The organism is Aliidongia dinghuensis, assembly GCF_014643535.1.
Lineage (GTDB): Bacteria > Pseudomonadota > Alphaproteobacteria > ATCC43930 > CGMCC-115725 > Aliidongia > Aliidongia dinghuensis.
In genome coordinates this window covers 37,457-60,117 of the sequence record NZ_BMJQ01000001.1, presented here as the reverse complement: position 1 = coordinate 60,117, position 22,661 = coordinate 37,457, and the positions used below count along the sequence as shown (strand labels likewise).

Sequence of the window (22,661 nt, the reverse complement as noted above, 5' to 3'; positions counted from 1 at the left end):
TTGTGATGGACCACCGTTCGCCTGCGATTTTCGTCGCCGATGCGCTCGGACTGGATTTTCTGAATTCGATCGCGACGCCGATCGATACCCCCGTCGACTGGATCGAGGACGGCGAGGGCTATCTAAGCTGGCTCGAGCAGGCGCATCTCGTGCCCGCCGAAGTGCTGAGGGACATGAGGGCACGCGCCCTTCCGGGCGAGCTCGACAAGGTCGCGGCTCAGGCCCGCAACCTGCGCGAATGGTTCCGGGGCTTCGTTCGGCAGCACAAGGGCCACCCTTTGACCGCCGAGGCTCTGGCCGAGCTGACGCCGCTGAACCGCCTGCTGGAGCGCGACGACAGCTTCAGCCGGATCGTGCCCCGGCAGACGACGGGGCCAGGCCTCTTCGAGCTTCAGACGGTCGGCCGGTGGCGCACGCCCGAGGCGCTGCTGCTGCCGATCGGGCAGGCCTTGGCAGAGCTCGTCTGCACCGAGGATTTCACGCACGTGAAAGCCTGCGAAGGCCCGGCCTGCACACTGCTGTTCGCCGACCACACGCGCGGCCATGCGCGGCGGTGGTGCGTCATGGCGATCTGCGGCAACCGCGCGAAACAGGCCGCCCACCGCCATCGGCAAAAGGCGCACCAGCATGGAAGCGACGGTTCAAGCTAGGCGAGCCGGAGGCGTAGCGCCGTGCCGATCGGGCCGGTCTCGCGCATCAGTCGAGCGTCTCGCGGTAGAACCAGATCGCGGCGGCCGCGACCACGAGGGTGAAGGCCGCGATCGGCCAGATCTCCGGCAGGATCTCGGCGGCGCCGTTGCCCTTCAGGAGAACGCCGCGGACGATGCGCAGCGCATGGGTGGTCGGGAAGATCTCACCGAACCATTGCGCCCATACCGGCATGCCGGCGAAGGGGAACATGAAGCCCGACAGCAGGATCGACGGCAGCAGGGTGAACTGGGCCAGCTGCATCGCCTGCATCTGATTGGTGGCGATGGTCGAGAATGCGAATCCCAGCGCCAGATTGCTCGCGATGAAGAGACCGAGGGCGATGGCGAGCAGCCCGACCGAGCCGCGGATCGGCACCTGAAAGACGAGCGCCGAGATCGCCAGGATCAGCACGACCTGGAGATATCCCACACCGATATAGGGCACGATCTTGGCAACCATCACCTCAACCGGCCTGACCGGCATCGCCAGGAGGTTCTCCATCGTGCCGCGCTCGCGTTCCCGCGTGATCGAAAGCGTGGTGACGATCAGCGTCGAGAAGGTGAGGACGATGCAGAGCAGGCCCGGCACGATGTTGAGGACGGTCAGGCGCTCCGGGTTGTACCGGGCATGGATCGTGAACCGGAACGGCGGCGGCGCCGGCTCGCTGCGCAGCACTGGCGGCAGGTCGCGGTCGAGCACGGTGACAAGAGTGTCGAGCGCCGCGGTTGCGTTGCCGATCGCCGACGGATCGGTGCCATCGGCATCGACCAGGATCGACGGCACCTCGCCGCGATCGATCGACCGCTCGAAATTCGGCGGGATGTTGATGACGAAATAGACGTCGCCTTCGGCGAGCGCCTGCTCAGCCGCGGCTTCGGACGCCATGGGCCTGATGACGTAATAGCCGGTGTTCTCGAGCGCTGCGATGATGGTGCGCTCATAGCGCGAATGGTCGGCCGACAGCAGGCCGGTCGGCAGGTGCTTGGGATCGGCGTTGATCGCATAGCCGAAGAGGAAGAGCTGCATCACCGGCAGCGCGATGATGAGGCGCAGCGTCATCGGATCGCGCCGCACCTGGATCCATTCCTTGCGCAGGACGGCGAGGAAGCGCCGCCACGAGAAGCCGGTCATGCCTCGCCCCCCGTCATGGCTGGCGCTCCGTTGGGCTCAGCAGATGGATGAAGACGTCTTCGAGCCGGGGTTCGACCTCGCGCCAGGCGAGACCGCTGCGCGTCGCGGCGATGGCGCGCTCGAGCGCCGCGCGATCGGTGCCGGCAATGTGGAGCGCGCGGCCGAACACGGCGGCCGCCTCGACCCCGGGCAGCTTGCGCAGGCGGCGCGCCGCTTCGTCGATCTCGGCGCCGGTCGCCTCGAATGTCACGAGGCCGGCCTGGCGGGCGACCTCGTCCGGGGCACCCTGCACGAGGATCTGGCCATTCGACAGATAGACGATGCGCTTGCAGCGCTCGGCCTCGTCCATGTAGTGGGTCGACACCAGCGTGGTCAGGCCCTCACCCGCCATGTCGTGGATGAGATCCCAGAATTCCCGGCGCGCCTGGGCATCGACGCCGGCGGTCGGCTCGTCGAGCAGCAACAGTTGCGGCTCGTGGAGCACGCTCGCCGCGAGTGCCAGGCGTTGCTTCCAGCCGCCCGACAATTGCCCTGCCAGTTGGCCCGCGCGATCCTCGAGACCCATCCGCGTAATGATGCGTTCGACCGCGCGGCGGCGGTCCGGCATCTCGTAGACGCTGGCGACGAACTCGAGATTTTCGGCGACGGTCAGATCCTCGTAGAGGCTGAAGCGCTGCGTCATGTAGCCGACCTTGCGGCGGATAAGCGGCGCGTCCTTGACGACGTCGAGCCCGAGGCAGGTGCCATGGCCGCCGTCAGGCGTCAGCAGCCCGCACAGCAGGCGGATCGTCGTCGTCTTGCCGCTGCCGTTGGCGCCGAGGAAGCCGCAAATCTCACCGGACGCAACGGCGAGGTCGAGGCCGTCGATGACCTTGCGCTCGCCGAAACTCTTGCTGAGCCCGTGCACGTCGATGACGAAGCCGCTCACTTCCGACCTCCCGCCGCCTGCGGGCCGGGCGCCACCGGCCGAACCTCCATCGGCTGGCCTGGATTGAGGCTTGCCGCCTGCGCCGGCCGCGGCCGGGCCTCGATCAGGAACACGAGCTTCGTGCGCGACGCTTCGCTGTAGATGACCGGTGGGGTGTATTCGGCCTGCGGCGCGATGAACGAGATCGTGCCGACGAGATCAGGCGGGCAGCCGTCGCAGGCAAACGCGACGGCGTCGCCGCGATGGAGACCGCCGACGGCACTCTCCGGGACGAAGAAACGGATGAAGATGTTTTGCGGCGGCAGGAGCGACACCACGGGGGCGCCCGCCGCCATGGTCTCGCCCGGCCGTGCCAGAACGTCGGCGACGCGGCCCGCGACGGGGGCCGCCACGGACCGTTGTTCCAGCCGCCACTCCGCCATGGCGAGCGCTGCGCGCGCGGCATCGACGGCGGCGCGTTGCGCCTTGATCTCGGCCTCACGGCCCATCGGTGCCTGCGCCTGCTCGAGAGCCGCGTCGGTCGCCCGCACTCTCGCCTCGGCCGAAAGGTAGGCGGCACGCAGCTGATCCACGGTCTGCTGTGTCGAGTGGCCACCCCGTAGCAGGGTTTCGCTGCGCTCGAGATCGGCCTTGCTGCGGGTGAGCGTCGCGCGCGCGTCCGCGAGGTTGGCTTCGGCCTGGAGGATCTCCGTCGGTTTGCTCGCGGCCTCGAGATTGGCGAGCTGCTGTTCTGCTTGCCCCAGCTGGCGAGCCGCCTGGTCCCGCTGCGCAAGCTCCGCCATCGGGTCCTGCTGGAAGAGCGCCTCGCCGGCCGCGACCGCATCGCCGCGCGCCACCGAAACCCGGGTCAGCTGCCCCTCGAAGACCGGTCCGACCTTGACGTAGTCGGCCTCTGCATAGCCTTGCCAGGCCGGCGCCTCGGAGGCGCGCTGCTCGGACCACCACAGCGTCGCAGCGGCCGCGCCGAAGACGATCAGGATGATGATCCACCGCATGTTCGTCCCTGCCCTTCGCAAGAACCTGCCGGACGCATGGCCGCTGGCAATGTGGCGTCATTTACAATACGATACTGGATCGTATTTATTCGCGACGCAAGTGGCTTGTCGGGCTATGGAAACAACGACCGTGTGCTAGGCTCACCCGCACGATGGCGACTTCGAGAACGAGCGAGATCACGTCTCCGGCCGCGGCTTTAACGGAAGCGGCCCCCGCACCCCAGGGGCGGCCGCGCAGCCGTGCCGTCGACGACGCGATTTTGCGCGCCGCCATGGAGCTCTTCTTCGAGCACGGCGTTCAGGGCGCCAGCATTGAGAAGATCGCCAAGCGTGCAGGTGTGGCGAAGACCAGCATCTACCGGCGCTGGTCGAGCCGGGAGGTGCTGCTGGCGCAAGCGATCGAGGTCTTTCGCAGCACGATCGGCCCCTCGGTCGAGGTCATGGACAGGACGCCGCCCGATATGTTCCTTGCCCTGCTCATCGATGCGTGCGGCGCGATCGCGCGGCCACAGGTGCGCAAGCTATTGACCCGGCTGATCGGCTCGATCGCCGATTGCCCGAGCCTGATGGCGGTCTATCGCGAGAATTATCTTCTGCCGCGCCGCAACGCCTTCGTTCGGGCGCTCGTCCGCATGCGCGAGGCCGGCCTGGTGCCTGCCGCCTCGGACCCGGAGCTGCTCGCCGACATGCTGATCGGCGCACTCGTCCAGCGCGTCGTGATCACCCCCTCGACCGGCGATACGCCCGAGGCTTTGCGCGGTTACCTGATCCGGTTGCTGCGCCAGGCGGGCGTCGAACTGCCCGACAAGGCGACAGGCGCATAGGCTACCGGCCATCCAGCCGGCGGCCGCGTGGGAGGCGCAGGTGCCGCACCTCCCGAACCTCAGGCTCCTCGCGGCTATCGGCTGAGCTTCGCCAACAGTCCCAGAAGCTCCGTCGCGGCTGGGCCCGACGAAGCCGGGTTCTGCCCGGTGATGAGCAGGCCGTCCGTGACCACATGGACGCCCCAGTCCTCGGTCTTCGAGAAATGGCCGCCCTTCGACCTCAGCTCATCCTCGACCAGAAACGGTACCACATGGGTCAGGCCTACGGCTTCTTCCTCGGTATTGGTGAAGCCGGTGACGTTCTTGCCCTCGACCAGCGGCCGGCCGGCCGGCGTCTTTACATGGCGCAGCACGCCCGGCGCGTGGCAGACCAGGGCTACGGGCTTGTGAGCGGCAAGAAAGCCCTCGATCAGCTTGATCGAGTTCGGGTCCTCAGCCAGGTCCCACATCGGGCCGTGACCGCCGGGATAGAACACGGTGTCGAAGTTCTGCGGCTTGACGCTGTCGAGGCGGACCGTCGACGCAAGCTGCGCCTTGGCGCCGGCATCGGCCTCGAAGCGGTGTGTCAGCTCGGTCTGGAAGCTCGGCTCGTTGCTCTTCGGATCGAGCGGCGGCTGGCCGCCCTTCGGCGACGCGAGCACGATCTCGGCACCGGCGTCCTTGAACACGTAGTACGGTGCTGCAAGCTCCTCGAGCCAGAAGCCGGTCTTGCGCCCGGTGTTGCCGAGCTCGTCGTGGGAAGTCAGGACCATCAGGATTTTCATAGCTCGCTCCTTTGCTTGGCAGGAAAGGGACGGCATGCGGGACTGTGCCGACCGCTCAAAGGACGGGGTCAGAAGACCCATCTCCCGACCGGGTTTCGAACCAGGGTACGCCTCGTCCAATTCAATGCAGTGACAGGTCGTCGAGGCGCAGAAGCATCAGGTAGGCGATGAGCGCCGCGGATCAATCCGGCGCCGCAGCTTGATGAGCGCCTCAGAAATGCCAGGTCGCGCCGGCATAGACCGTCCGTTCCACCTCGGCGCCGATCGTGGCACCGGGCTGCACGTACTCGAGATGATGCGCATGCAGCAGGTTGAGGCCGGAAAGCGACAATTCCACGGCCTGCGACACGCGCCAGGCGATCTTGGCATTCAGCTCGAAATAGCTCGGCACGGGCGAGTTGGGCAGCGCGCCGATCTGACGCAGGTCGAGATCCCAGGTAATGTCGTCGCCGAGGTCAATCGACGACCGTACCGACGCCTGGTGATGCGGGTCGTTGCCGGCCTCGCCAAGATTGTTCAGTCTGCTGGCGCCGGCCTTGAAATGCAGCGCCTCATGCAGCACGTTGAACCCGGCGCTGAGCCGCCACCAGGGCGTCGGCCGATAGTCGCCCCAGATCTCGACGCCGTAGGTCTCACCCTCCATCATGTTGCCCCAGGCCGTGATCAACGGCAGGCCGTTGCTCTGCACAAATTCGACGCTGCGGAGATCGTCGTAGACGTTGTAGAAGCCGGAAACGGAGAAGGACGTCGTGCTGGTCGGCTGGACCCGGGTGCCGACTTCGTACGCCGTCAGTTTCTCCGACTGGAAATCGTGATTGCCGGTCAGCAGCAGCACGCCGGGCACTTCGACCGCGAGCAGGTCCCGATCGAACCGGGTCGGCGCCCGGACCGCGCGTGAAACTGCCGACCATAGCAGCACGCCGTCGTCCGCCTTCCACGACAGCCGCCCGCTCGGCAGCGGCGCCCAGCCCGAATAGGGGTCGTCCTCGAGCTTCATGCCGACCGTCAGCTTGAGCCGCTCCGTCAGCGCGATCGTGTCTTGCGCAAAAATGTCGGAGAGCGACTGGACGCGCCGGGAGGGCACAAAGGCCAGAGCGCCGGTCGCGGCGTTGAACTGGTCCTGATAAACCCGCAAGCCGCCGCCCCACACGATGTCGTGCCGCTCGCCGAGCGTAAAGCTGTGCTGCGCCTCGAGGTCGTAGGTGTTGAGCGAATAGCCGAGGGTACTGCCCACGGAGCGGTTCGTCCCGTCATAGTAGCCGAAGAGCTGCAGCTGGGAGCCGTCGGCGAGCCGATGCTGCCAGGTGGCCTGCAGGTCGCCGCCGGAGATGGCCGTGTCGAGGGTCCGGGTCACCTCCTCGGTCCCGCGATAGTAGTCGCCCTCGACGGTCACGCGGTCGTTGGCCGGCGTCCAGTCCAGCCGAACGCCGCCTTGCGACTTCGACCAGCCGTCGTTGGCGTTCTCGCCGGTCGAAAGCTTGTCGCTGCGGGTCGAGAAACCCTCGACATAGACCCGGTAGCTGAGGTCAGGCTCCAGGGTCCCGCCGTATTGCAGGCTCGCGCGATCGTCCCGGTTGCCGAGCTGAAGCGTGAGACTGCCGCCCTGCGTGTCCTCCGATTTCCGGGTGATGATGTTGATGACGCCGTTCACCGCATTGGCGCCCCAGAGCGTCGCCCCCGGCCCGCTGATCACCTCGATGCGCTCCACATTCTGCGGCAGCACGTCCTGCTCGTCCCACAGCACCCCGCCGTAGAGCGGGGTGTAGACGCTGCGGCCGTCGATCAGCACCAGCAGCTTGTCGGCGTCGACGCTGTTGAAGCCGCGCGCCGAGATCGCATAGCTCTGCGCGCTGATCTGCGCCACCTGCAGGTTCGGCGCCAGGCGCAGCATTTCCGGAATGGTCATGGCGCCGGAGCGGATGATGTCGTCGTGGGTAATGACGTAGACCGCCGCCGGCGCGTCGCTGAGCGGCTCCGCCTTCTTGGAGACCGAGGTGATGTCGATGTTGCCCAGTTCCTCGAGCGAAAGGCCGCTCAGGTTCGCCGTCGAGAGCGGCGGGGCGTCGTTCGCCCAACCGACGGACGTCCAAGATGCCAGCAAAGCCGACGCCGCCGCGGCGCCGAGCGTCCCGCGATCGAGACGCCGAAGGAACGAAGGCATGAGCGGCTCCCAGTTCGCGACGGCTTCGTCGCTACGCGTTTACGCGGGACGGGGTATTGCTCGTTTAAAACATTGCCCGGTTGCACAGCTAAACATAGCAGAAATTTCGTGCTTTCGCCCGTGCAGCGCTCGCTGCGGCGCAGCACTTCAACTGCTTATCGCGGGAGTTCTCAATCATCCGTTAATCGGCTTCGGATGATGCTAAGCTACGACGCGCGCGGGGAGTTCGGTCGCGCTACATTGCACGATTAAGTCGCGCCTCGGCCGCGAACCATGGCTCGGGGGCTCCGCACGCCAAGGTGGTTCCGCATGGGCCGGTCCGACTCGCCATGGGATGGCAGAATCAAGCCTGCGCTGCTTGCGCTGAGCTTGTTGTTCTGCCAGCCCGCCGGCGTCCGGGCCGCCGATGCGAGCGATGTCGAATATGCGGTCAAGGCCGCCTATCTCTACAAATTCGCCGGTTATGTCGAATGGCCTGCCTCGGCCTTCCACGACGCCAGCGAACCCATGGTCATCGGCGTCATCGGCGCCGACAAGCTCATGACCGAGCTGAAGCAGCAGCTGGCCGGCCTTTCGGTGAACGGCCATCCCCTTGTCGTCGCCCCGCTGAAGCCCGGCCAGGCGGCGAGCGGAACGCAGATCCTGTTCATCGGCCGCGAGGAGAACGGCGATCTGAAGCGGCTCCTGAGCGCGGTCCAGTCGCGGCCGGTCTTGACCGTCACCGAAGCGACGGGCGGGCTTGGCGATGGCAGCGTCATCAATTTCGTTCTGGCTGACAACAAGGTCCGCTTCGAGATCTCTCTCGCCGGCGCCGAGCGCAACGGCCTCAAGGTGAGCTCGCGCCTGCTGAGCGTCGCCCTCCAGGTCCAGAACGGAGGCTCGTGATGCCGAACGTCGGCCTGCGCTCGATCCGCTACAAATGGCTGCTGATGGTGCTGGCGGTCAATTTCTGCACCGTGTTGGTGGCAGGCGCAGCATTGCTCTACAACGACTTGCACGAATATCGCCGCGCGCTTGTGACCGAGCTTACGACCCACGCCGACATCATCGGCCAGGCGAGCGTCGCGGCCCTTGAATTCAACGACGAGAAGGTCGGCGCCGAGAATCTGGCGCTGCTCCGGGCCAAGCCTGAAATCATCGCCGCGGCGATCTATACCGCAAACGGCCAGCTCTTCGCGAAGTACCTGCGCCCGGGTACGCCGGAAGCAACCCTCGCCGGTCTGCCCGAAGCCGATGGGTACAGCATCGACAACGACGAACTGACGCTGTTCAAACAGATCGCCAGCAAGAGCGAAATCCTGGGGACCGTCTATCTCCGGGCCCACTACGGGCTCGAGCAGCGGCTCTGGGAATATCTGCGCATATTGGGCGCGGTCATGTTGGCGAGCCTGGTGGTCGGGCTCGGCATCTCGGGCTCGCTGCAGGCCTATGTGACGCGCTCGATCCAGTCGGTGACCGCGGTCGCCAAGCGGGTGATCGAGGAACGCAATTTCCATCTGCGCGCCACCAAGACGACCGACGACGAGATCGGCTATCTGGTCGACGCGTTCAACGGCATGCTGGCGGAAATCGCCACCCGGACCGAAGCGCTCGAATCCTCCAAGCAATCGCTAGAGCGCGAGATCGTCGAGCGCCGCGACATCCAGAGATCGCTCCAGGTGAGCGAGATGCGCAACCGCACGCTCGTCGCGGCCATCTCGTCGGTCATCTGGGTCGGCGACGCGCACGGCGGCTTTGGCGAACCCCAGGAGTCGTGGTCGGCCTTCACCGGGCAGGATCCCTCGGCCTATCTCGGGCTCGGCTGGCGCCAGGCGTTCCACCCGGACGACCAGGACGAGCTCGACCATCGATGGTCGGCCGCCTTCCATGATCCGGCCTCGTTCGAGTTCGACGCGCGGCTCTGGCACGCTGCCGCCGAGCGCTATCGCGAGGTGACGCTGCGTGCGGTGCCGCTCGCCGACGAGACGGGCGAGGTGACCGAATGGATCGGCTCGATCATCGACGTCGACGACCGGCGCGCGGCCGAGCGCGAGGTCCGGCGCCTCAACGCGGAGCTCGAGCAGCGGGTAGCGGAACGCACCCGCGAGCTCGAGATCTCGAACCGGGCGCTCGTCAGCCGGACAGAGGAGGCAGAGGCCGCGAGTCGCGCCAAGGCGGACTTCCTCGCCAACATGAGCCACGAGATCCGCACGCCGATGAATGCGGTCCTGGGCTTGGCCTACCTGCTGGAGCAAGCCCCGCTCAGCCACGATGCGCGCGACCTCGTCCGCAAGATCAGGAACGCCGGCCGCTCGCTCCAGTCCATCATCAACGACATCCTCGATTTTTCGAAGATCGAGGCCGGCCGGCTGGAGATCGAATCCGCCCCGTTCCGGCTCGGCGACGTGCTCGACAATCTGGCGACGATCATGTCGGCCAACGCCGGCGACAAGGATCTGGAGCTGGTGATCGATCCGCCGCCGTCGTTCGGCGGCACGCTCATTGGCGACGCGCACCGGCTCGAGCAGGTGCTGATCAACCTGACCGGCAATGCCATCAAATTCACGCCGCGCGGCGAGGTGGTCGTGACGGTGACGATGGTCGACCACAGCCGCGGACGCGCGACATTCCGTTTCTCCGTGCGCGACACCGGCATCGGCATTCCGTTGGACAAGCAGCCGCAGATCTTCTCGGCGTTCGCGCAGGCCGACGTGTCGACCACCCGCCGGTTCGGCGGCACGGGGCTGGGGCTCACCATCTGCCGGCACCTGGTCACCGAGATGGGCGGCGAGATCGGTGTCGTGAGCGAGCCCGGCAAGGGCAGCGAATTCTGGTTCACCCTTCCCTTCGAATGGAACGCCGCCGCGACCTATGCGCCGCCGGACCTGAGCAACCTCGACATTCTGGTCGCCGACGACAGCGCCGTGGCGCGCGACACCCTCGTGCGCACGGCTGCCGCCATCGGCTGGCACACGACCGCCGTCTCGTCCGGCGAGGCTGCGGTCGAGAAAGTCGCGGCCCGTCTCGAGAGCGGGCGGAACTTCGAGGCGATCCTGCTCGACTGGCGCATGGCCGGGATGGACGGCCTCGCCGCGACCGAGGCGATCCGCACGCTGTCGCCGGAGCCGCTGCCGATCGTCGTCATGGCGACCGCCTATTCGCGCGAGGAGCTGGTGAAGCAGCCGAAAGTAGCACTGGTCGATGCCGTGCTGAGCAAGCCGGTGACAAGCTCCAACCTCTACAATGCCGTGGCGGAAGCCTGCCGTCGCCGCGGCGGCACCGACCATCTGCCGCTGCCCTCGCCCGACCAGCAGAAGCGGCTGCCCGGCATCCGCGCGCTGGTCGTCGACGACAGCGAGATCAACCGCGAGGTAGCGGAGCGCATCCTCACCGCCGACGGCGCCATCGTCCATCTGGCGGCGAACGGTCGCGCCGCGATCGACTGGCTCAGCACCCATCCGGACACGGTCGACATCGTGCTGATGGACGTGCAGATGCCGGAGATGGACGGCTACGAGACCACGCGCTCGATCCGCCAGCGACCGGCGTTTGCAGACCTGCCGGTCGTGGCGCTCACCGCCGGCGCCTTCAAGACGCAGCAGGACGCCGCGCGCAACGCCGGCATGAACGGGTTCGTGGCGAAGCCGTTCGATGTCGAAACATTGATCGAGACCATCCGCCGGCTGACCGGTCATGCCGAGGCCCAGCTGCAGCCATCCACGCCGAATGGCGAGACGGATGCGACGCCGCCAGCCGCGATCGAGCGCGCGCCGATCATCGACATCCAGAAAGCGCTCGGCATCTGGCAGGAGCCGGAGATCTACCACAAGGTCCTGGCGAAGTTCGCCACCGAGTATGCCGACTGCCTGGACCGGCTGGACGCCTTCCGCACCAAAGGCGACGAGGCCGCCACCGCCGCCCTGCTGCACAAGCTGAAGGGCACGGCCGGCAGCCTGGTGCTGACCGAGATCGCCAAGCTCGCAGCCACGGCCGAGGCAGCGACGGCGGATGGCGCGGATATCGGGCCGACCTACGATCGGTTGCGGACCGTCCTCGCGGAAACCCTCGAAGCGATCTCGGTCCTGGCCCCCCGTGTTGCACCGCCACCGGTGTCGTCGGCGATCACGGTCGACCCGGCCGTGGCACGCCCGCTGCTGCTGGAGCTGCTGCAAGCGCTCGACACCGACAATCCGGATGGCGCGGAGCGTCTGCTCGGATCGTCGCCAAACGATATTCCGGCCCCGGTTGTCGCCGCCATTCAGGCACGCCTCGACGACTTCAATTTCCGTGGCGCCGAGGAACTCGTCCACCAGTTCGCCGCCGACTTTGGCATTTCGTTAAAGGATTAGAACATGCCTTATGGTCCGATCCTGATTGTCGATGATGAACCGGCCAACCTTTCGGCCCTCCGTCAGGTGCTCGACAGCGACTATCGGCTGGTATTCGCCCGCAGCGGCGTCGAGGCGCTCGCCGCCGCCGCCAAGCATCAGCCGTCCCTGATCCTCCTGGACATCAGCATGCCGGACATGAACGGCTACGAGGTCTGCCGCCGGCTGAAGGCGGATCCACGGACCGAAGCGATCCCCGTCATCTTCGTCACGGCCTTGAGCGAAGCCGGCGACGAAGCGGCCGGGTTCGACGCGGGCGCGGTCGACTACATCACGAAGCCGGTGACGCCGGTAATCGTCCGGGCGCGCGTGCGCACGCACCTGTCGCTGGTCGGCGCCGCGGCGCTCGAGAAGAGCCACCGCGGCGCCGTCTACATGCTGGGTACCGCCGGTCATTTCAACGATGCCGACACCGGCGTTCATATCTGGCGCATGGCCGCTTATTCGGGGGCGCTTGCCGACGCGTGCGGCTGGGACCCGGCGCGCTGCATTCTGCTCGAGCTCGCAGCCCCGCTGCACGACACGGGCAAGCTCGGCATCCCGGACGCGATCCTGCGCAAACCCGCCAAGCTCGACCCCGAGGAATGGCGGATCATGGAGACCCACACGACGATCGGGCACCATATCCTGAGCCAGAGCGAGGCGCCGCTGTTTCGGGTCGGAGCCGAAGTGGCGCTCGCACATCACGAGAAATGGGACGGCAGCGGCTATCCCCATGGCCTCGCCGGCAAGGCGATTCCGGAATCGGCACGCATCGTTGCCGTGGCCGATGTGTTCGACGCGCTCACCATGAAGCGGCCCTACAAGGAAGCCTGGCCGATCGAACGGGCGATCGAGACGATGCTCGCGGGCCGGGGCAAGCATTTCGAGCCACGCCTCATCGATCGCTTCATCGAGATCCTGCCGCGCATCGTCGAGCTCAAGGCGCTTTGGGACAGCCGCGAAGCCGTGGGCGCGGTCGCCGCGTAACGACCTGTCGGCCAGAGCTATCGATCGGCGGGCGCCGGCCCGGCATAGCGCGCAACCGTGCTGAGCAGCCCATCGCGGTCGAACGGCTTGGCCAAGAACGCATCGACGCCGGACGCCAGGGCCTGGGCTTGCTCGGCGGTGCCTACCGCCGCAGTGAGAGCAACGATCGGGACGCGCCGCCCGTGCGCTTCGCCGGCACGAATGCAGGCCGCCGCTGTCGCCCCGTCCATGACCGGCATGTTGAGATCGATCAGAATCAGATCGAACGTCTGCCTGGCCGCCGCCGCGACCGCCTCGGCACCGTCGTCGGCGAGCGTCACGCGATAGCCGGCCTTCTCGAGAAAGGCCGAGACCAGCACCTGCATCACCGGGTCGTCGTCGGCAACCAGGATCTGCCGCGACCGCTGGGACGCCTCAACGTTCGAGCCATCGGGCTGATCAGGCATTAGGACCTCGGTTGTCGGGGCTCCGTCCGCATGCCGAAGCCGGCACAACGAAACTGCTGCAATCATCGCACTCAAATCGAGCGTTCGCAGCTCATTTGCGGGATCGCGTCCACGGTGGATGGCTTGGCCGACTGAGCGGGCGCGAGCTCGCCTTTTTCGGCCACACGCTGAAGACGAGACCATCAGCGACAAGAACGTGACGGTCGTGTGAACAGCTTCATCGGCCGGCCGCCGCCGGCTGCCCGATAGTACCCGCAAGCCCAGGCCGGTGCCGTCCCGGCCAAGCGGCGATCGCTCGACCCGAACCTCTCGACCTCCGGAGCGCCGCGGCCCATTGCGCGCACCATGGTCAAGCCTTCATGGCGGCACGCGCGGTTAGGAGGAGCAATGAGCGAAAGTCCCGACTACTCGATGGGCGAGATCGCCGGCTACCTGTCACTGTGGATGGCGATCCACGGCGTGGACCCGGCGCCCGACGGCACCATCTCCGAGAAGCAGGCATCGGAGATTGCCGCCCATATCGTAGAGACGCTGTGCGCCTATCTGGTGTGGGGGTCAGTTCCCCCCAAGCCCGCGGACGGCAATGTCGAGCGCGGACCGGCCCGCTTCGGTTTCGGGCCCGTGCCGTCAGACGGCAGGGCGGCCCGGCCGCATCAATGCGCCAACACGGATCGGAGCGTCATCTGCTATCCGGACGAGAGTCTCAATGAACTCGCGCGTGGCGGCTTGAAAGGCGCGGCGACCACGGCGATTTCAGGCCGCCGCGCATCCTATCAAGCGCGTCGCTGTCTATTCCGCGCGTAAGATGGGTTTGGCGGGCGTCGCACCGCACCCTATGGCGGTCGCGTTTCCCGCCGCCGGTCAGCGTCGCGTACGCGACGTCAGATCGGAGCGCCCCACAAGGTCCGAACGGCCGACGAGGTCGGACCGCCCCACCAGATCGGACCGGCCGACCAGATCGCCGCCCGTGACATTCCCCGAGGACCCAAGTTCCTGATTCAGCAGGACGTCCTGCAGCCAGCCGTTCGTGATGTCGATGCGGATCGCGGCGTCGAGCTGATCATAAGCCCACATGCGCACGCTCTCGGCGAAGACCTCGTCCTTGAATTCGACGCCGAGAATGCTGAGGTCGATCGGCGGGGTCTGGCCCGCAACCACCGGCTCGCCATCGCCGTGGACGAGGAACACCGTGGCAACGCTCAGCTTGTAATAGTTTCCCTGGTAGCTGAAGCCGTAGATGCGAGCGAGCTTGGGATCGAGATCCGGATCCAGTTGGGCGCGCAAGGCACCGCGGCCCGGCTGTGCCCGCAGCGCCTGCAGCTCGTCCAGATTGACATCGAGGCCGGTGAAACGGCGGCCGAACAGCCGGACCAGCGACGGGGAAGCTAGAGTTTCCCCAAAACTCGCCAAAGAATCTGGCGTCTTCACATTCTTTGCCATGAGCTCGGTTCCCCTGCTGCCCACCTAAAATCCAGCGGCCACAACCATATAGTGTCCGAGCCTACGCTCGCTACGACAAAGTACCGATCGCGGTACCGACGGCCCGTTGATCGTGGCGCAGCAGCCGCCGGGCATGGACGAAATCATGCATGCTGCGGCAACCGCATCCGGCGATACCGCCGCAGCAGATCTGCCGCAGTGCCGTCATGCGCCGCATTCGCTCGGCATAGGGCAGCCGATGCCAAAGCGGAGACCCTGGCGCCACGGCATCGGCACGCTCGCCGATCAGCGGATCGATGCCGCGGTCGAGGAAATGCTGCACGATCGCCGGCAGGTGCTTGCCGGCCCCGGCCCGCGCCGCCCCTTGGACGAACCGCCAGGCCACGCGGTCGAACGTGAGCGTTTCCGGGTGCAGCGTACGGATGGCGAACGCCATGCTGGCGCCGACGACGTCGCGGGCGTGGACCAGGGCCTGATGAAAGCCGGCGCGGAAACGGGCGAACGCCGCGGCCGTTTCGTGGCTGATGGGCTCAAGCGCCTCGGCAACATCAGCGCGGGTCCAGCCTCTGGGATCAAGCTCGGGCGCGATCAGGCGACGGGCGGCAAGCTCGTCCTGGAAGATCTCGACCAGGATATCGAAGATAGCGCCGGTCAGCGGCTGGGCCAACGCATGGGCGTCGCGGTAGAGGCCGAGCGGATCGACCCACGTCCCGTCGGGGCGAACGACGAGGCCGGCCACGTCCGCCATGACGACATCGTTCGATACGATGCGGATCTGCTCGCTCTTCGAGATCTCGCCGAAGCGGTTGACCAGGTTGGTGATGTAGAGGTTACCCCCGGTCTGCTCGAGCAGGCGCACCGCAACCGAGGGGAAATGCAGCCCGGTGATAAGCGCGATGAGGTCCGAAAAGCTTTCGTGGAAGGCGAGGAAGTGGGCATGGATGTCCGCGGGCGTCGGCACACCCAACTCGGAAAACAGGATGGCGTGGCCCGTCTCGTGCGCAATCACGTCAAGATTGAAGCAGAAGGGCTCGAGTCGCCCGAGGTAGTTCCGCCGGAAGCCCGTCTCGATGAAGCCCGAGCCCGAATGGGCATTGTCCCAGTGCACGACCGGCACGAGCTCGATCCGCGGATAGACGGCGGCATGCCACCACACCACGGGACGGGTCAGGTACCGTTCCCAGACGTCGAGCGTGAAGCGGGTGACGCCATAGAGATGCGCCGGCGGGAATTCCGGAGACTCGACCGGGATGTGGTCGAAGTTCCCGTCGGGGCCGGGGCGCGCCGGCGCGAGCTGCGGCCCCTGGTAAGGCGGCATGTAGACCGGCGGATCATAGGGCGAGCTCTTGTCGAGCGCGTTGATCGCATACATCGTGCTGTCGGACGGGCCGATGCCGACGGTGCCCCGCGGGGGACTGAGGACGACGGTCTCCGGCTCCGCATAGCCCTCGGCGAACTTCGGAAACAGGCGGAACCGCGTGCCGGTCGTGATACCGGTCATCGGAGATCCCGTCCTTCGGTACTGAGCCGCTCGTATCCGCCGGTCATGCGCAGCACGTCGAGCAAGGCCTGTTCGAAGCCCGGCGGTTCGGGGCCTTCCGCGATGAGGGCCTCGCGCTCCAGCAGAGCGGCGAGACCATGGCCCGAAAGCCCGTTGTCCCGGCGCCACTGATCAAGCCGCGCCCGAGGGTTGAGGCCGAAGGTTTCGCGCAGACGGTCCAACTCTCGAGCAAGCGCATCTCCGTTGACCGCGACATCGCCATCCTCGGCGGCGCCGAGACGTGCGAGCCGCGCACGCGCCAAAGTAGCGGCATGCTCCCACGCGGCCTTGTCTTCGCCAAGCCTCTTCAGTACGGCGCGTTCCTCAGCGCTGAGCGCCGCCGCCGACAGAACGAACCGTTCCCACACCAGGGCGCGTTCGAACCGGAAGGGGATCGGTGGGGCAGGCGAAGCCGGCATCGCCAGCCGTTCCAGCAGGGCGATGGCGTCCTGCCGCTTCTGCGAAACCGGCCGGACCGCGAGCCACTCCCCAAGATCGGCAGCCTGGGACCGGCCGATGACCTCGGCGGCTGCCTCGATCAGCCGCCCGAAGCTTCGTTCCGGGAAATGCAGCGACTTCATCGCGGCCACAAGCGCGTCCCGCGCCTCGAACTCGATCACGCCCTCCGCCGTTGCCGTAGCGAGGCTCGCCCGAAGATCGACCATCGCGTCGGATAGCGGCTGCGAGCCGAGCTCCGCCGGCCCATGGATCACCGCGACCTCGTCGTCATCCTCGAACGGGTCGTCATAGGGGGCGAACCGCCCATCGCGATAGGCAGCGAAGATCCGGCCCACGCCAGCCATGCCGTAGACATGGAGTTCCGCGGCGCGCAGCGCCCCCATGCTCGCCGCCCCATAGACCCGGACGCCCTGGTCCATCGCCCAGAGCAGTTCCCGGTGCCAGACGGCGGCCGAGGTCAGGAACTGCCCGTCGATCAGTGCTACGACCTTCGGCTGATGGGCCCGCACGGCGCGATAGACGTCGCCCTGTGCCGCCGGTGGCAGGTAGGTCGCCGGCAGGATGCGCGCGGCATCGGCGACGTGCAGCGTCGGGCCGAGAAAGACGAGCGTCGTCATGGCCCCTGCCCCCATGTCCCCGGCCCCAATGTCCCCTGCCCCATCATGAGCGCGCGGGCGCCCGGTACGTAGCCGCCCCCGGGCGGCGTCCACGGCCCCTCCAGCCCTTCGACCACGAGCCGCCCGACCGGAACGCCGATTTCCGGCCAGCTGAGATCCACCCAGACGGCACGGCCGAGGCCCGCGGCTTCGAGGCGGCTGAGGCCGTGGTCCAGGTCGTCCCGCAAGGTTGCCCGAAGAGCCGCCTCCGCCATCGGGCGCCGGGGGGCCCGGGCCAGGTCGCGCCATTGCCGGGCCGTATCGTATCTGTGCTGCCGCGTCGTCTCCTCGTAGGAGTCCGGGATGAAGTCGTCGCGCGCACCGACAATCCGCGTCAGGCGGGCCTGTGCCGCCTCGGTCATGGCGCGGTTCAACGCCACGGCCGGCGCGACATGGCAACCCGAGCCCAGTTCCGGCTCGGTCTCGTCGCCGGCCCGCTCCGGCACGATGAGGCAGAGATAGGCCGGGATGCCGACGTCGGACGTCACATCCCACACATGGACCGCAAGGCCCGCCACCGCGAGCCGTTCGAGCACCGCGCGGTTCGAGGGATCGGTAATCGACGCGGGATCGACCGCGCTCTTGGCTTTCAGATGCGCTGGCGCCGCGCGCCAGAGTGCGATGGCATCCCGTTCGACGACCTCGTAGAGCGCGTGCGTCATGGCCTCGAGCGGATGATTGCCCGCGCCGAGCCCGTTCGTCGTCGCCTGGAACAGACCGCTGCCCGCCGGTTGCGGATAGGTGTAGTCGGCACTCACGAGCTCGAAGGGGACCCAGGTGTGCTCGTGCCGGCGCAGATCCACGCCTTCGACCCACAGGATACGCTCCGCGTGCGGGTCCTTGCCCGAATGGGTCAGCGGCAGGCGGGCCGGATCGAGCGCCCGGCTGGCCAGTTCCTCGAAGCGCGCCAGGCGCAGCGGGTGCCGGATGTTTTCGGCATGGAATGCCTCAGCAGCCTCCATGATGGCGGACGCCTTGGCGGCCTCCACGCCCAGCCCTTTGCCCTGATGGGCGGCGATCGATCTGGAGTTCGGCCGAATGGCGCTGACGACCGGGATTCCGACCCGGTCCAGGCCGGTTTGGCAGGCGACCCTCGTGACCCCGATCGCCGGCAGGAGCGGCTTCAATCGAGCGAGCGTCTCCGCCGGAGGGACCGTTCGATGGGTGCCGTCCCACCAGGCTTTCTCGCCCGCGTCGGCCTCGTCCGCCCTCATGGGTCCACGCGCACATTCGAGCGACGGTCGAGCAACCGCCCCTCCAACGCGTCCGCCGCGACGAGTTCTCGGCAAGCCGTGCGGTCCGGCACCTGGGCGCGCGCCGCACGGATGAGCTGCAAGGCTTCCTTGCCGCGCCGCTCGCACATCAGCAACCGGGCCTGGCTCGTTGCGATGCGAAGCCCGAGCATCGCGACGCCCTGGACCTCCGCCTCCCGGGCCGCCGCCTCGAGCAGGGTCAACGCGCGCTCGCTCCGGTGCGGATCGACCAGCATCAGCATCTCGGCCTGCACCCGCAGGACCTCGGGCAGCCAGATGCGAAGCCCGATCTCCTCGAATTCGACGCGGGCGCGCGTCAACTCATCCAGCCCCTCGTCCGCTCGGCCGTTGGCCGCGAGCGCTTCGGCATGCAGGCAGGCATAGATCGGAAAATCCTCGCGGGTCCCGATCTCCCGCTGCCGTTCGAGCCCCGCAAGCAGCGCCTCGAGGCCGCTCGTCGTGTCGCCGAGATGGGCGGCTGCCCAGCCGCGAAAGATCAGCCCCTTCGCCCGATGATCGGAAAATCCGTGATCGGACGCGAAGCGAATGAGCTCGTTGGCCATTTGCCAGACGTCGGCATGATCCCCGCGATAGACCCGGTGCAGCAGCGCCATGTCCTTGGCGTGAATGATGCTCCCGAGATGCCCCAGGCTCGCGGCCGCCTCGACCGAGGACTGCTCTTCAATCAGCGCCGCACTCGTCCGTCCTTGCATCCAGTAGACCTGAGCGAGCTCGCCGTGCGCGCAGACCCGCGCGTCGTGATTGCCGTAGAGGCTCGCGTGCGCCTCGTAGGAACCAGAGCGGTAGATCGCCATGCCGGCATCGATATGCGAAAGGCAGCCGTCGAGATCGCCGCTGTTGTAGTGGCTCGCCCAGTTGCAATGATGCGCCTGGAGCTGCAGGTCCGGGTCGCCGCGGTCGGAGGCGCGCGTGAGCAACGCGCTCGCGCGTTCCGCCATGACCCGAAAGTCGCGCGACAGCCGCCACCAACCCCAATAGATCGGGTAGTGGGAGCGCATTTCGCGGTGGTTCTGGCAGAGCTCGTAGGCCGTCACGTAGAGCGCATGGGCCTCCGTCGAACCGGGCCCATGGAGCGCGATCAGCACAGGCCCGAGCAGACCCATCACCTCCAGGCGCCGCTCGACCCGATCCGGGCTGTCAGGCAGGAGATCGAGCGCCTGGAGCGCACGCCGCAGCAGCCGGTTTCCTTCGGTGAGCGCCGAGCGCGCCAGGCTCCGTCGTCCGCCGGTGAGCCAATAGGGTATCGACTCGTCCGGCAGGCCGCCCTCCATCAGGTGGAGCGCCAGCAGTTCCGGCTGGTCTTCGGCGATTTCCGGGGCAAGGCGCAACAAGGCATGGGCCACGCGCGCATGCAGGTCGCGGCGATGATCGCGCAGCAGGCTGTCATAGGCCGCGTCGCGGACCAGATCGTGGCCGAAGCGATAGCGCACGGCGTTCGCCCCGCCGTCGGGATAGAGCAGGCCCGCCTCGGCCAGCAGGGCGAGCGCGTCCCGCAGCTTGTCCGCGGTCGTCTGCAGGGCTTCGGCAAGCAGGTCCGGACGGATGTCCCCCCGCCCGATCACCGCCGCGGCCTGAGCCACAAGCTTCGCCGGCCCGGACCGGTCGAGCCGGGCGATCAGCAGCTCGTGCAGCGAGGCCGGGATCGCCATGCCCCCCTGTTCCGGCAGCGCGGCACTCAGAAGGTCGCCCCGTCCGCGCTGCAGCAACGAACGCACGAACTCCTCGACGAACAAGGGCACGCCATCCGTCTTGTTGACGATCTGATAGGCGAGCTGCAGCGCCACCGGGCGGTTCCCGGCCAGGTTCTGCACCATTTCCAGGATGTCTTCCGTCCCGAGCCGCTGCAGCCCGAGGCAGACGACCGGGGGCTTTTCGGTCCACGGCGCCGAAAAGCCGGGACGACTGGTCAGCAGGAGCAGGATGCGCCGACGGTCTATGCGCTCGATGAGTACCGACAACAGTTCGAGCGAGGAAGGATCGAGCCAGTGGAGATCCTCGACCACGACGACCAGCGGGGCGCGATCCGCCGCGAGGAGGACCTGCTCGACCAGCGTCGAGAGCGCACGTTCCTTGCGCTTTGCCGCCGTCATCCCGGCCGTGTCCGAGGCCGCGCAAGGCACTCTCAGCAGCTCGGCGATCACCGGCAACGCCCGCTCGCGATCCTGCGCGCTGCCGGCCAGGGTGGCGCGGATCTTGTCAAGCTTGCCGGCATCCGTGCCGTCCTGCGCGATGCCGGCGCTCTCCCGAAGCTGCTCGATGACCGGGTGCAGCGGACTGTCGAGATCGAACGGCGAGGCGGCGAAGCGCAGGAGGGCCGCCTCCGGGGGGATGTGTTCGAGGAATTGTGCGACGAGCCGCGACTTGCCGATGCCGGCGTCGCCGACGAGGAGCACGGCATTTGCCCGCCCGGCAGCCGCCTGTTGCCAGGCGTTCTGCAGTGCCGCGACCTCCGTTGATCGGCCTTGGAATGGCGTCAGATGCTCGCGGGCGCTCTTCTGGTCGGTCGGCCGGTCGCCCAGCACGCGGTATACAGAGACGGGTGCCTTGAAGCCCTTGAGCTCGTGCGAGCCCAGGTCCTCGCACTCGAACCGGCGCCGCACCCGGACATAGGTTTCCGCCGCGACCACGATGCCGTTCGGCCGCGCCAGCGCCTGCAGCCGGGCGGCGAGGTTGGGCGTCGACCCGACGATCGAGCTTTTCTCCAGGGCACCGCCAGCAAACAGGTCGCTGATCACGACCCGCCCGGTGGCGACGCCGATCCGCACCTGCAGCGGAAACCCGAGCGACGTTTCGAGCGCGCCGAGCTCCTGCACGATCTCGACCGACGCGCGGACCGCCCTCACCGGGTCATCCTCGTGCGCGGTCGGATAGGAGAAATATGCCAACGTCCCGTCGCCGACGAAGCGCGCGACCACGCCGCCATAGCGTTGGACGATACGGCCGCACAGCTCGCGATATTGCCGGATGATCTCGAGCAGATCCTCCGGCTCGAGCGTTTCGCCCAGGGCCGCGGAATCGACGATGTCGACGAAGACGACGGTGAGCGGACGGCGCTCGGCGGGCGCCGCCGGGCCTCGTGTCTCCACGCGCGCGGGGTTGCCCGCTGGCCGGTCATCGGCTAGCGCCTTCAAAGCCTGGCGCAGGCGCTTGCGCTCGCCGATCGTGAGCCCGAGCTCCTTCAGATCCTCGTCCGTCAGTTCGACGAGGTGAGAAAACTCGATCTGTTGATTGACGAACGCATCGGCGCGCGCACCAAGGCCGATGGATGCCAACCATTCCCGCACGGACTTGCTCCCCCAAATTTGCCACGGGATTATGGGGTAAGTTGCCGTTCACCTCTAGGGTGCGATGCAACGGATGCCTACCCGAATCCGCCTGTGAACAAGCCCACACTTCGCGCTCATCGCACGGCCTATATTGGCTATCGCCCTTGGGTTGAGGCCGAAACGGTGCCGGAAGTCGGTGTACCCGCCTGGTTCACGTGACCGTCGCTCGGTAGCAAGCCCGCACCCAAGTTAGCGTGGGCTAAAAGCGCCCGCTTGGCAGGTGAATGTCCAAATAAAAAGAAAGACCCGAGGTATGCTTACCCGAGAACAGATCGACGAAACCATAGCGAGCAATCTGGATAAGCTGCGGAAGCTCGGCGTACTAACGGTCCGGCCAGGGTATGAGATCGCGGGCGGCAAGCTCACGGGCCGACGTGCCATCATTGCAACCGTCTATGCAAAAAAGGCTGTTTTGCCGGCAGGCGAGCGTCTGCCGGAATCCATCGAGGGGGTTCCCGTCGACGTGAGGGAAGCCGGCACGTCACGGCGTCATCGCACGCACGCCCCCGGGGTGAGAACGAGGCGATTCCCCATGAGCCTTCTCGGCCAACAGCCCGATTCGGGTCTCGAACGGGAAATGCCGAGCGGCCGGTTGCTGAGCGCGTAGTAGGCGAAGAACGCCGAAGATATCCCCCTTGATGCCCGCTGCCGCAGGAGCAACGCTGGCGGCTGTCACGCAATTGTAGCAAGA

At 67.1% G+C, this 22,661-nt stretch carries 18 protein-coding genes; 7 read left to right on the top strand and 11 right to left on the bottom strand.

Annotation, left to right across the window (positions count from 1 at the left end; genetic code table 11):
* The first annotated feature begins 5 nt into the window (after positions 1–5).
* A complete protein-coding gene (locus tag IEY58_RS00220) occupies positions 6–650 on the top strand; it encodes a CGNR zinc finger domain-containing protein (RefSeq protein ID WP_189041213.1) in 645 nt (214 codons plus the stop codon).
* 46 nt (positions 651–696) lie between these two features.
* Here IEY58_RS00220 and IEY58_RS00215 read toward each other — a convergent pair whose 3' ends face one another.
* The 3 genes from IEY58_RS00215 to IEY58_RS00205 are packed head-to-tail and all read right to left on the bottom strand — an operon-like array spanning position 697 to position 3,744.
* Complete coding sequence (locus IEY58_RS00215) at positions 697–1,821, bottom strand: ABC transporter permease (protein WP_189041211.1); 1,125 nt, start codon at positions 1,819–1,821, stop codon at positions 697–699.
* Positions 1,822–1,834: 13 nt separating this feature from the next.
* The gene (locus tag IEY58_RS00210) at positions 1,835–2,749 is read right to left on the bottom strand and encodes an ABC transporter ATP-binding protein (protein ID WP_189041209.1); all 915 of its coding nucleotides are present in this window, start codon (positions 2,747–2,749) and stop codon (positions 1,835–1,837) included.
* Complete coding sequence (locus IEY58_RS00205; protein WP_189041207.1) at positions 2,746–3,744, bottom strand: HlyD family secretion protein; 999 nt, start codon at positions 3,742–3,744, stop codon at positions 2,746–2,748. Before IEY58_RS00205 ends, IEY58_RS00210 begins: the two co-directional genes overlap by 4 nt.
* Before the next feature lie 152 nt (positions 3,745–3,896).
* Here IEY58_RS00205 and IEY58_RS00200 point away from each other — a divergent pair, with 152 nt between their 5' ends.
* Positions 3,897–4,568: a TetR/AcrR family transcriptional regulator gene (locus IEY58_RS00200; RefSeq protein ID WP_189041205.1), complete on the top strand. Its 672-nt coding sequence runs from the start codon at positions 3,897–3,899 to the stop codon at positions 4,566–4,568.
* A 74-nt stretch (positions 4,569–4,642) separates the two neighbouring features.
* Here the strand turns inward: IEY58_RS00200 and IEY58_RS00195 are convergent, their stop codons facing one another.
* Positions 4,643–5,332, bottom strand: a complete 690-nt coding sequence (locus IEY58_RS00195; RefSeq protein WP_189041203.1) for a type 1 glutamine amidotransferase domain-containing protein — start codon at positions 5,330–5,332, stop codon at positions 4,643–4,645.
* Positions 5,333–5,543: 211 nt separating this feature from the next.
* Positions 5,544–7,493 carry a TonB-dependent receptor plug domain-containing protein gene (locus tag IEY58_RS00190; protein WP_189041201.1) on the bottom strand — a complete coding sequence of 650 codons (1,950 nt, stop codon included), beginning with the start codon at positions 7,491–7,493 and terminating at the stop codon, positions 5,544–5,546.
* Between the two features lie 309 nt (positions 7,494–7,802).
* Here IEY58_RS00190 and IEY58_RS00185 point away from each other — a divergent pair, with 309 nt between their 5' ends.
* From IEY58_RS00185 to IEY58_RS00175, 3 genes are read left to right on the top strand one after another with little or no spacing between them, the layout of a single operon-like run.
* A complete protein-coding gene (locus IEY58_RS00185; protein WP_189041199.1) occupies positions 7,803–8,378 on the top strand; it encodes a YfiR family protein in 576 nt (191 codons plus the stop codon).
* Entirely contained in the window at positions 8,378–11,821 is a 3,444-nt protein-coding gene (locus tag IEY58_RS00180; protein ID WP_189041197.1) for a response regulator, read from the top strand. The genes IEY58_RS00185 and IEY58_RS00180 overlap by 1 nt, the downstream gene beginning before the upstream one ends.
* Positions 11,822–11,824: 3 nt before the next feature.
* Positions 11,825–12,829: a response regulator gene (locus IEY58_RS00175; RefSeq protein WP_189041195.1), complete on the top strand. Its 1,005-nt coding sequence runs from the start codon at positions 11,825–11,827 to the stop codon at positions 12,827–12,829.
* 17 nt (positions 12,830–12,846) lie between these two features.
* Here IEY58_RS00175 and IEY58_RS00170 read toward each other — a convergent pair whose 3' ends face one another.
* A complete protein-coding gene (locus tag IEY58_RS00170; RefSeq protein WP_189041193.1) occupies positions 12,847–13,275 on the bottom strand; it encodes a response regulator in 429 nt (142 codons plus the stop codon).
* A gap of 387 nt (positions 13,276–13,662) precedes the next feature.
* On the opposite strand from IEY58_RS00170, the gene IEY58_RS00165 reads away from it, so the two are divergent.
* Complete coding sequence (locus IEY58_RS00165; RefSeq protein ID WP_189041191.1) at positions 13,663–14,079, top strand: hypothetical protein; 417 nt, start codon at positions 13,663–13,665, stop codon at positions 14,077–14,079.
* A 57-nt stretch (positions 14,080–14,136) separates the two neighbouring features.
* On the opposite strand, the gene IEY58_RS00160 is transcribed toward IEY58_RS00165, so the two are convergent.
* From IEY58_RS00160 to IEY58_RS00140, 5 genes are all read right to left on the bottom strand, one after another.
* Positions 14,137–14,715 carry a hypothetical protein gene (locus IEY58_RS00160; RefSeq protein ID WP_189041189.1) on the bottom strand — a complete coding sequence of 193 codons (579 nt, stop codon included), beginning with the start codon at positions 14,713–14,715 and terminating at the stop codon, positions 14,137–14,139.
* A gap of 70 nt (positions 14,716–14,785) precedes the next feature.
* Complete coding sequence (locus IEY58_RS00155; protein WP_189041187.1) at positions 14,786–16,216, bottom strand: gluzincin family metallopeptidase; 1,431 nt, start codon at positions 16,214–16,216, stop codon at positions 14,786–14,788.
* Complete coding sequence (locus tag IEY58_RS00150; protein WP_189041185.1) at positions 16,213–17,331, bottom strand: TfuA-like protein; 1,119 nt, start codon at positions 17,329–17,331, stop codon at positions 16,213–16,215. The genes IEY58_RS00155 and IEY58_RS00150 overlap by 4 nt, the downstream gene beginning before the upstream one ends.
* Positions 17,328–18,584 carry a YcaO-like family protein gene (locus tag IEY58_RS00145; protein ID WP_189041183.1) on the bottom strand — a complete coding sequence of 419 codons (1,257 nt, stop codon included), beginning with the start codon at positions 18,582–18,584 and terminating at the stop codon, positions 17,328–17,330. The genes IEY58_RS00150 and IEY58_RS00145 overlap by 4 nt, the downstream gene beginning before the upstream one ends.
* Positions 18,581–21,946: an ATP-binding protein gene (locus IEY58_RS00140; protein ID WP_268237547.1), complete on the bottom strand. Its 3,366-nt coding sequence runs from the start codon at positions 21,944–21,946 to the stop codon at positions 18,581–18,583. Before IEY58_RS00140 ends, IEY58_RS00145 begins: the two co-directional genes overlap by 4 nt.
* A gap of 277 nt (positions 21,947–22,223) precedes the next feature.
* On the opposite strand from IEY58_RS00140, the gene IEY58_RS00135 reads away from it, so the two are divergent.
* Positions 22,224–22,577, top strand: coding sequence for a hypothetical protein (locus tag IEY58_RS00135; RefSeq protein WP_189041179.1), 354 nt, complete (start codon positions 22,224–22,226; stop codon positions 22,575–22,577).
* Positions 22,578–22,661: the final 84 nt, after the last annotated feature.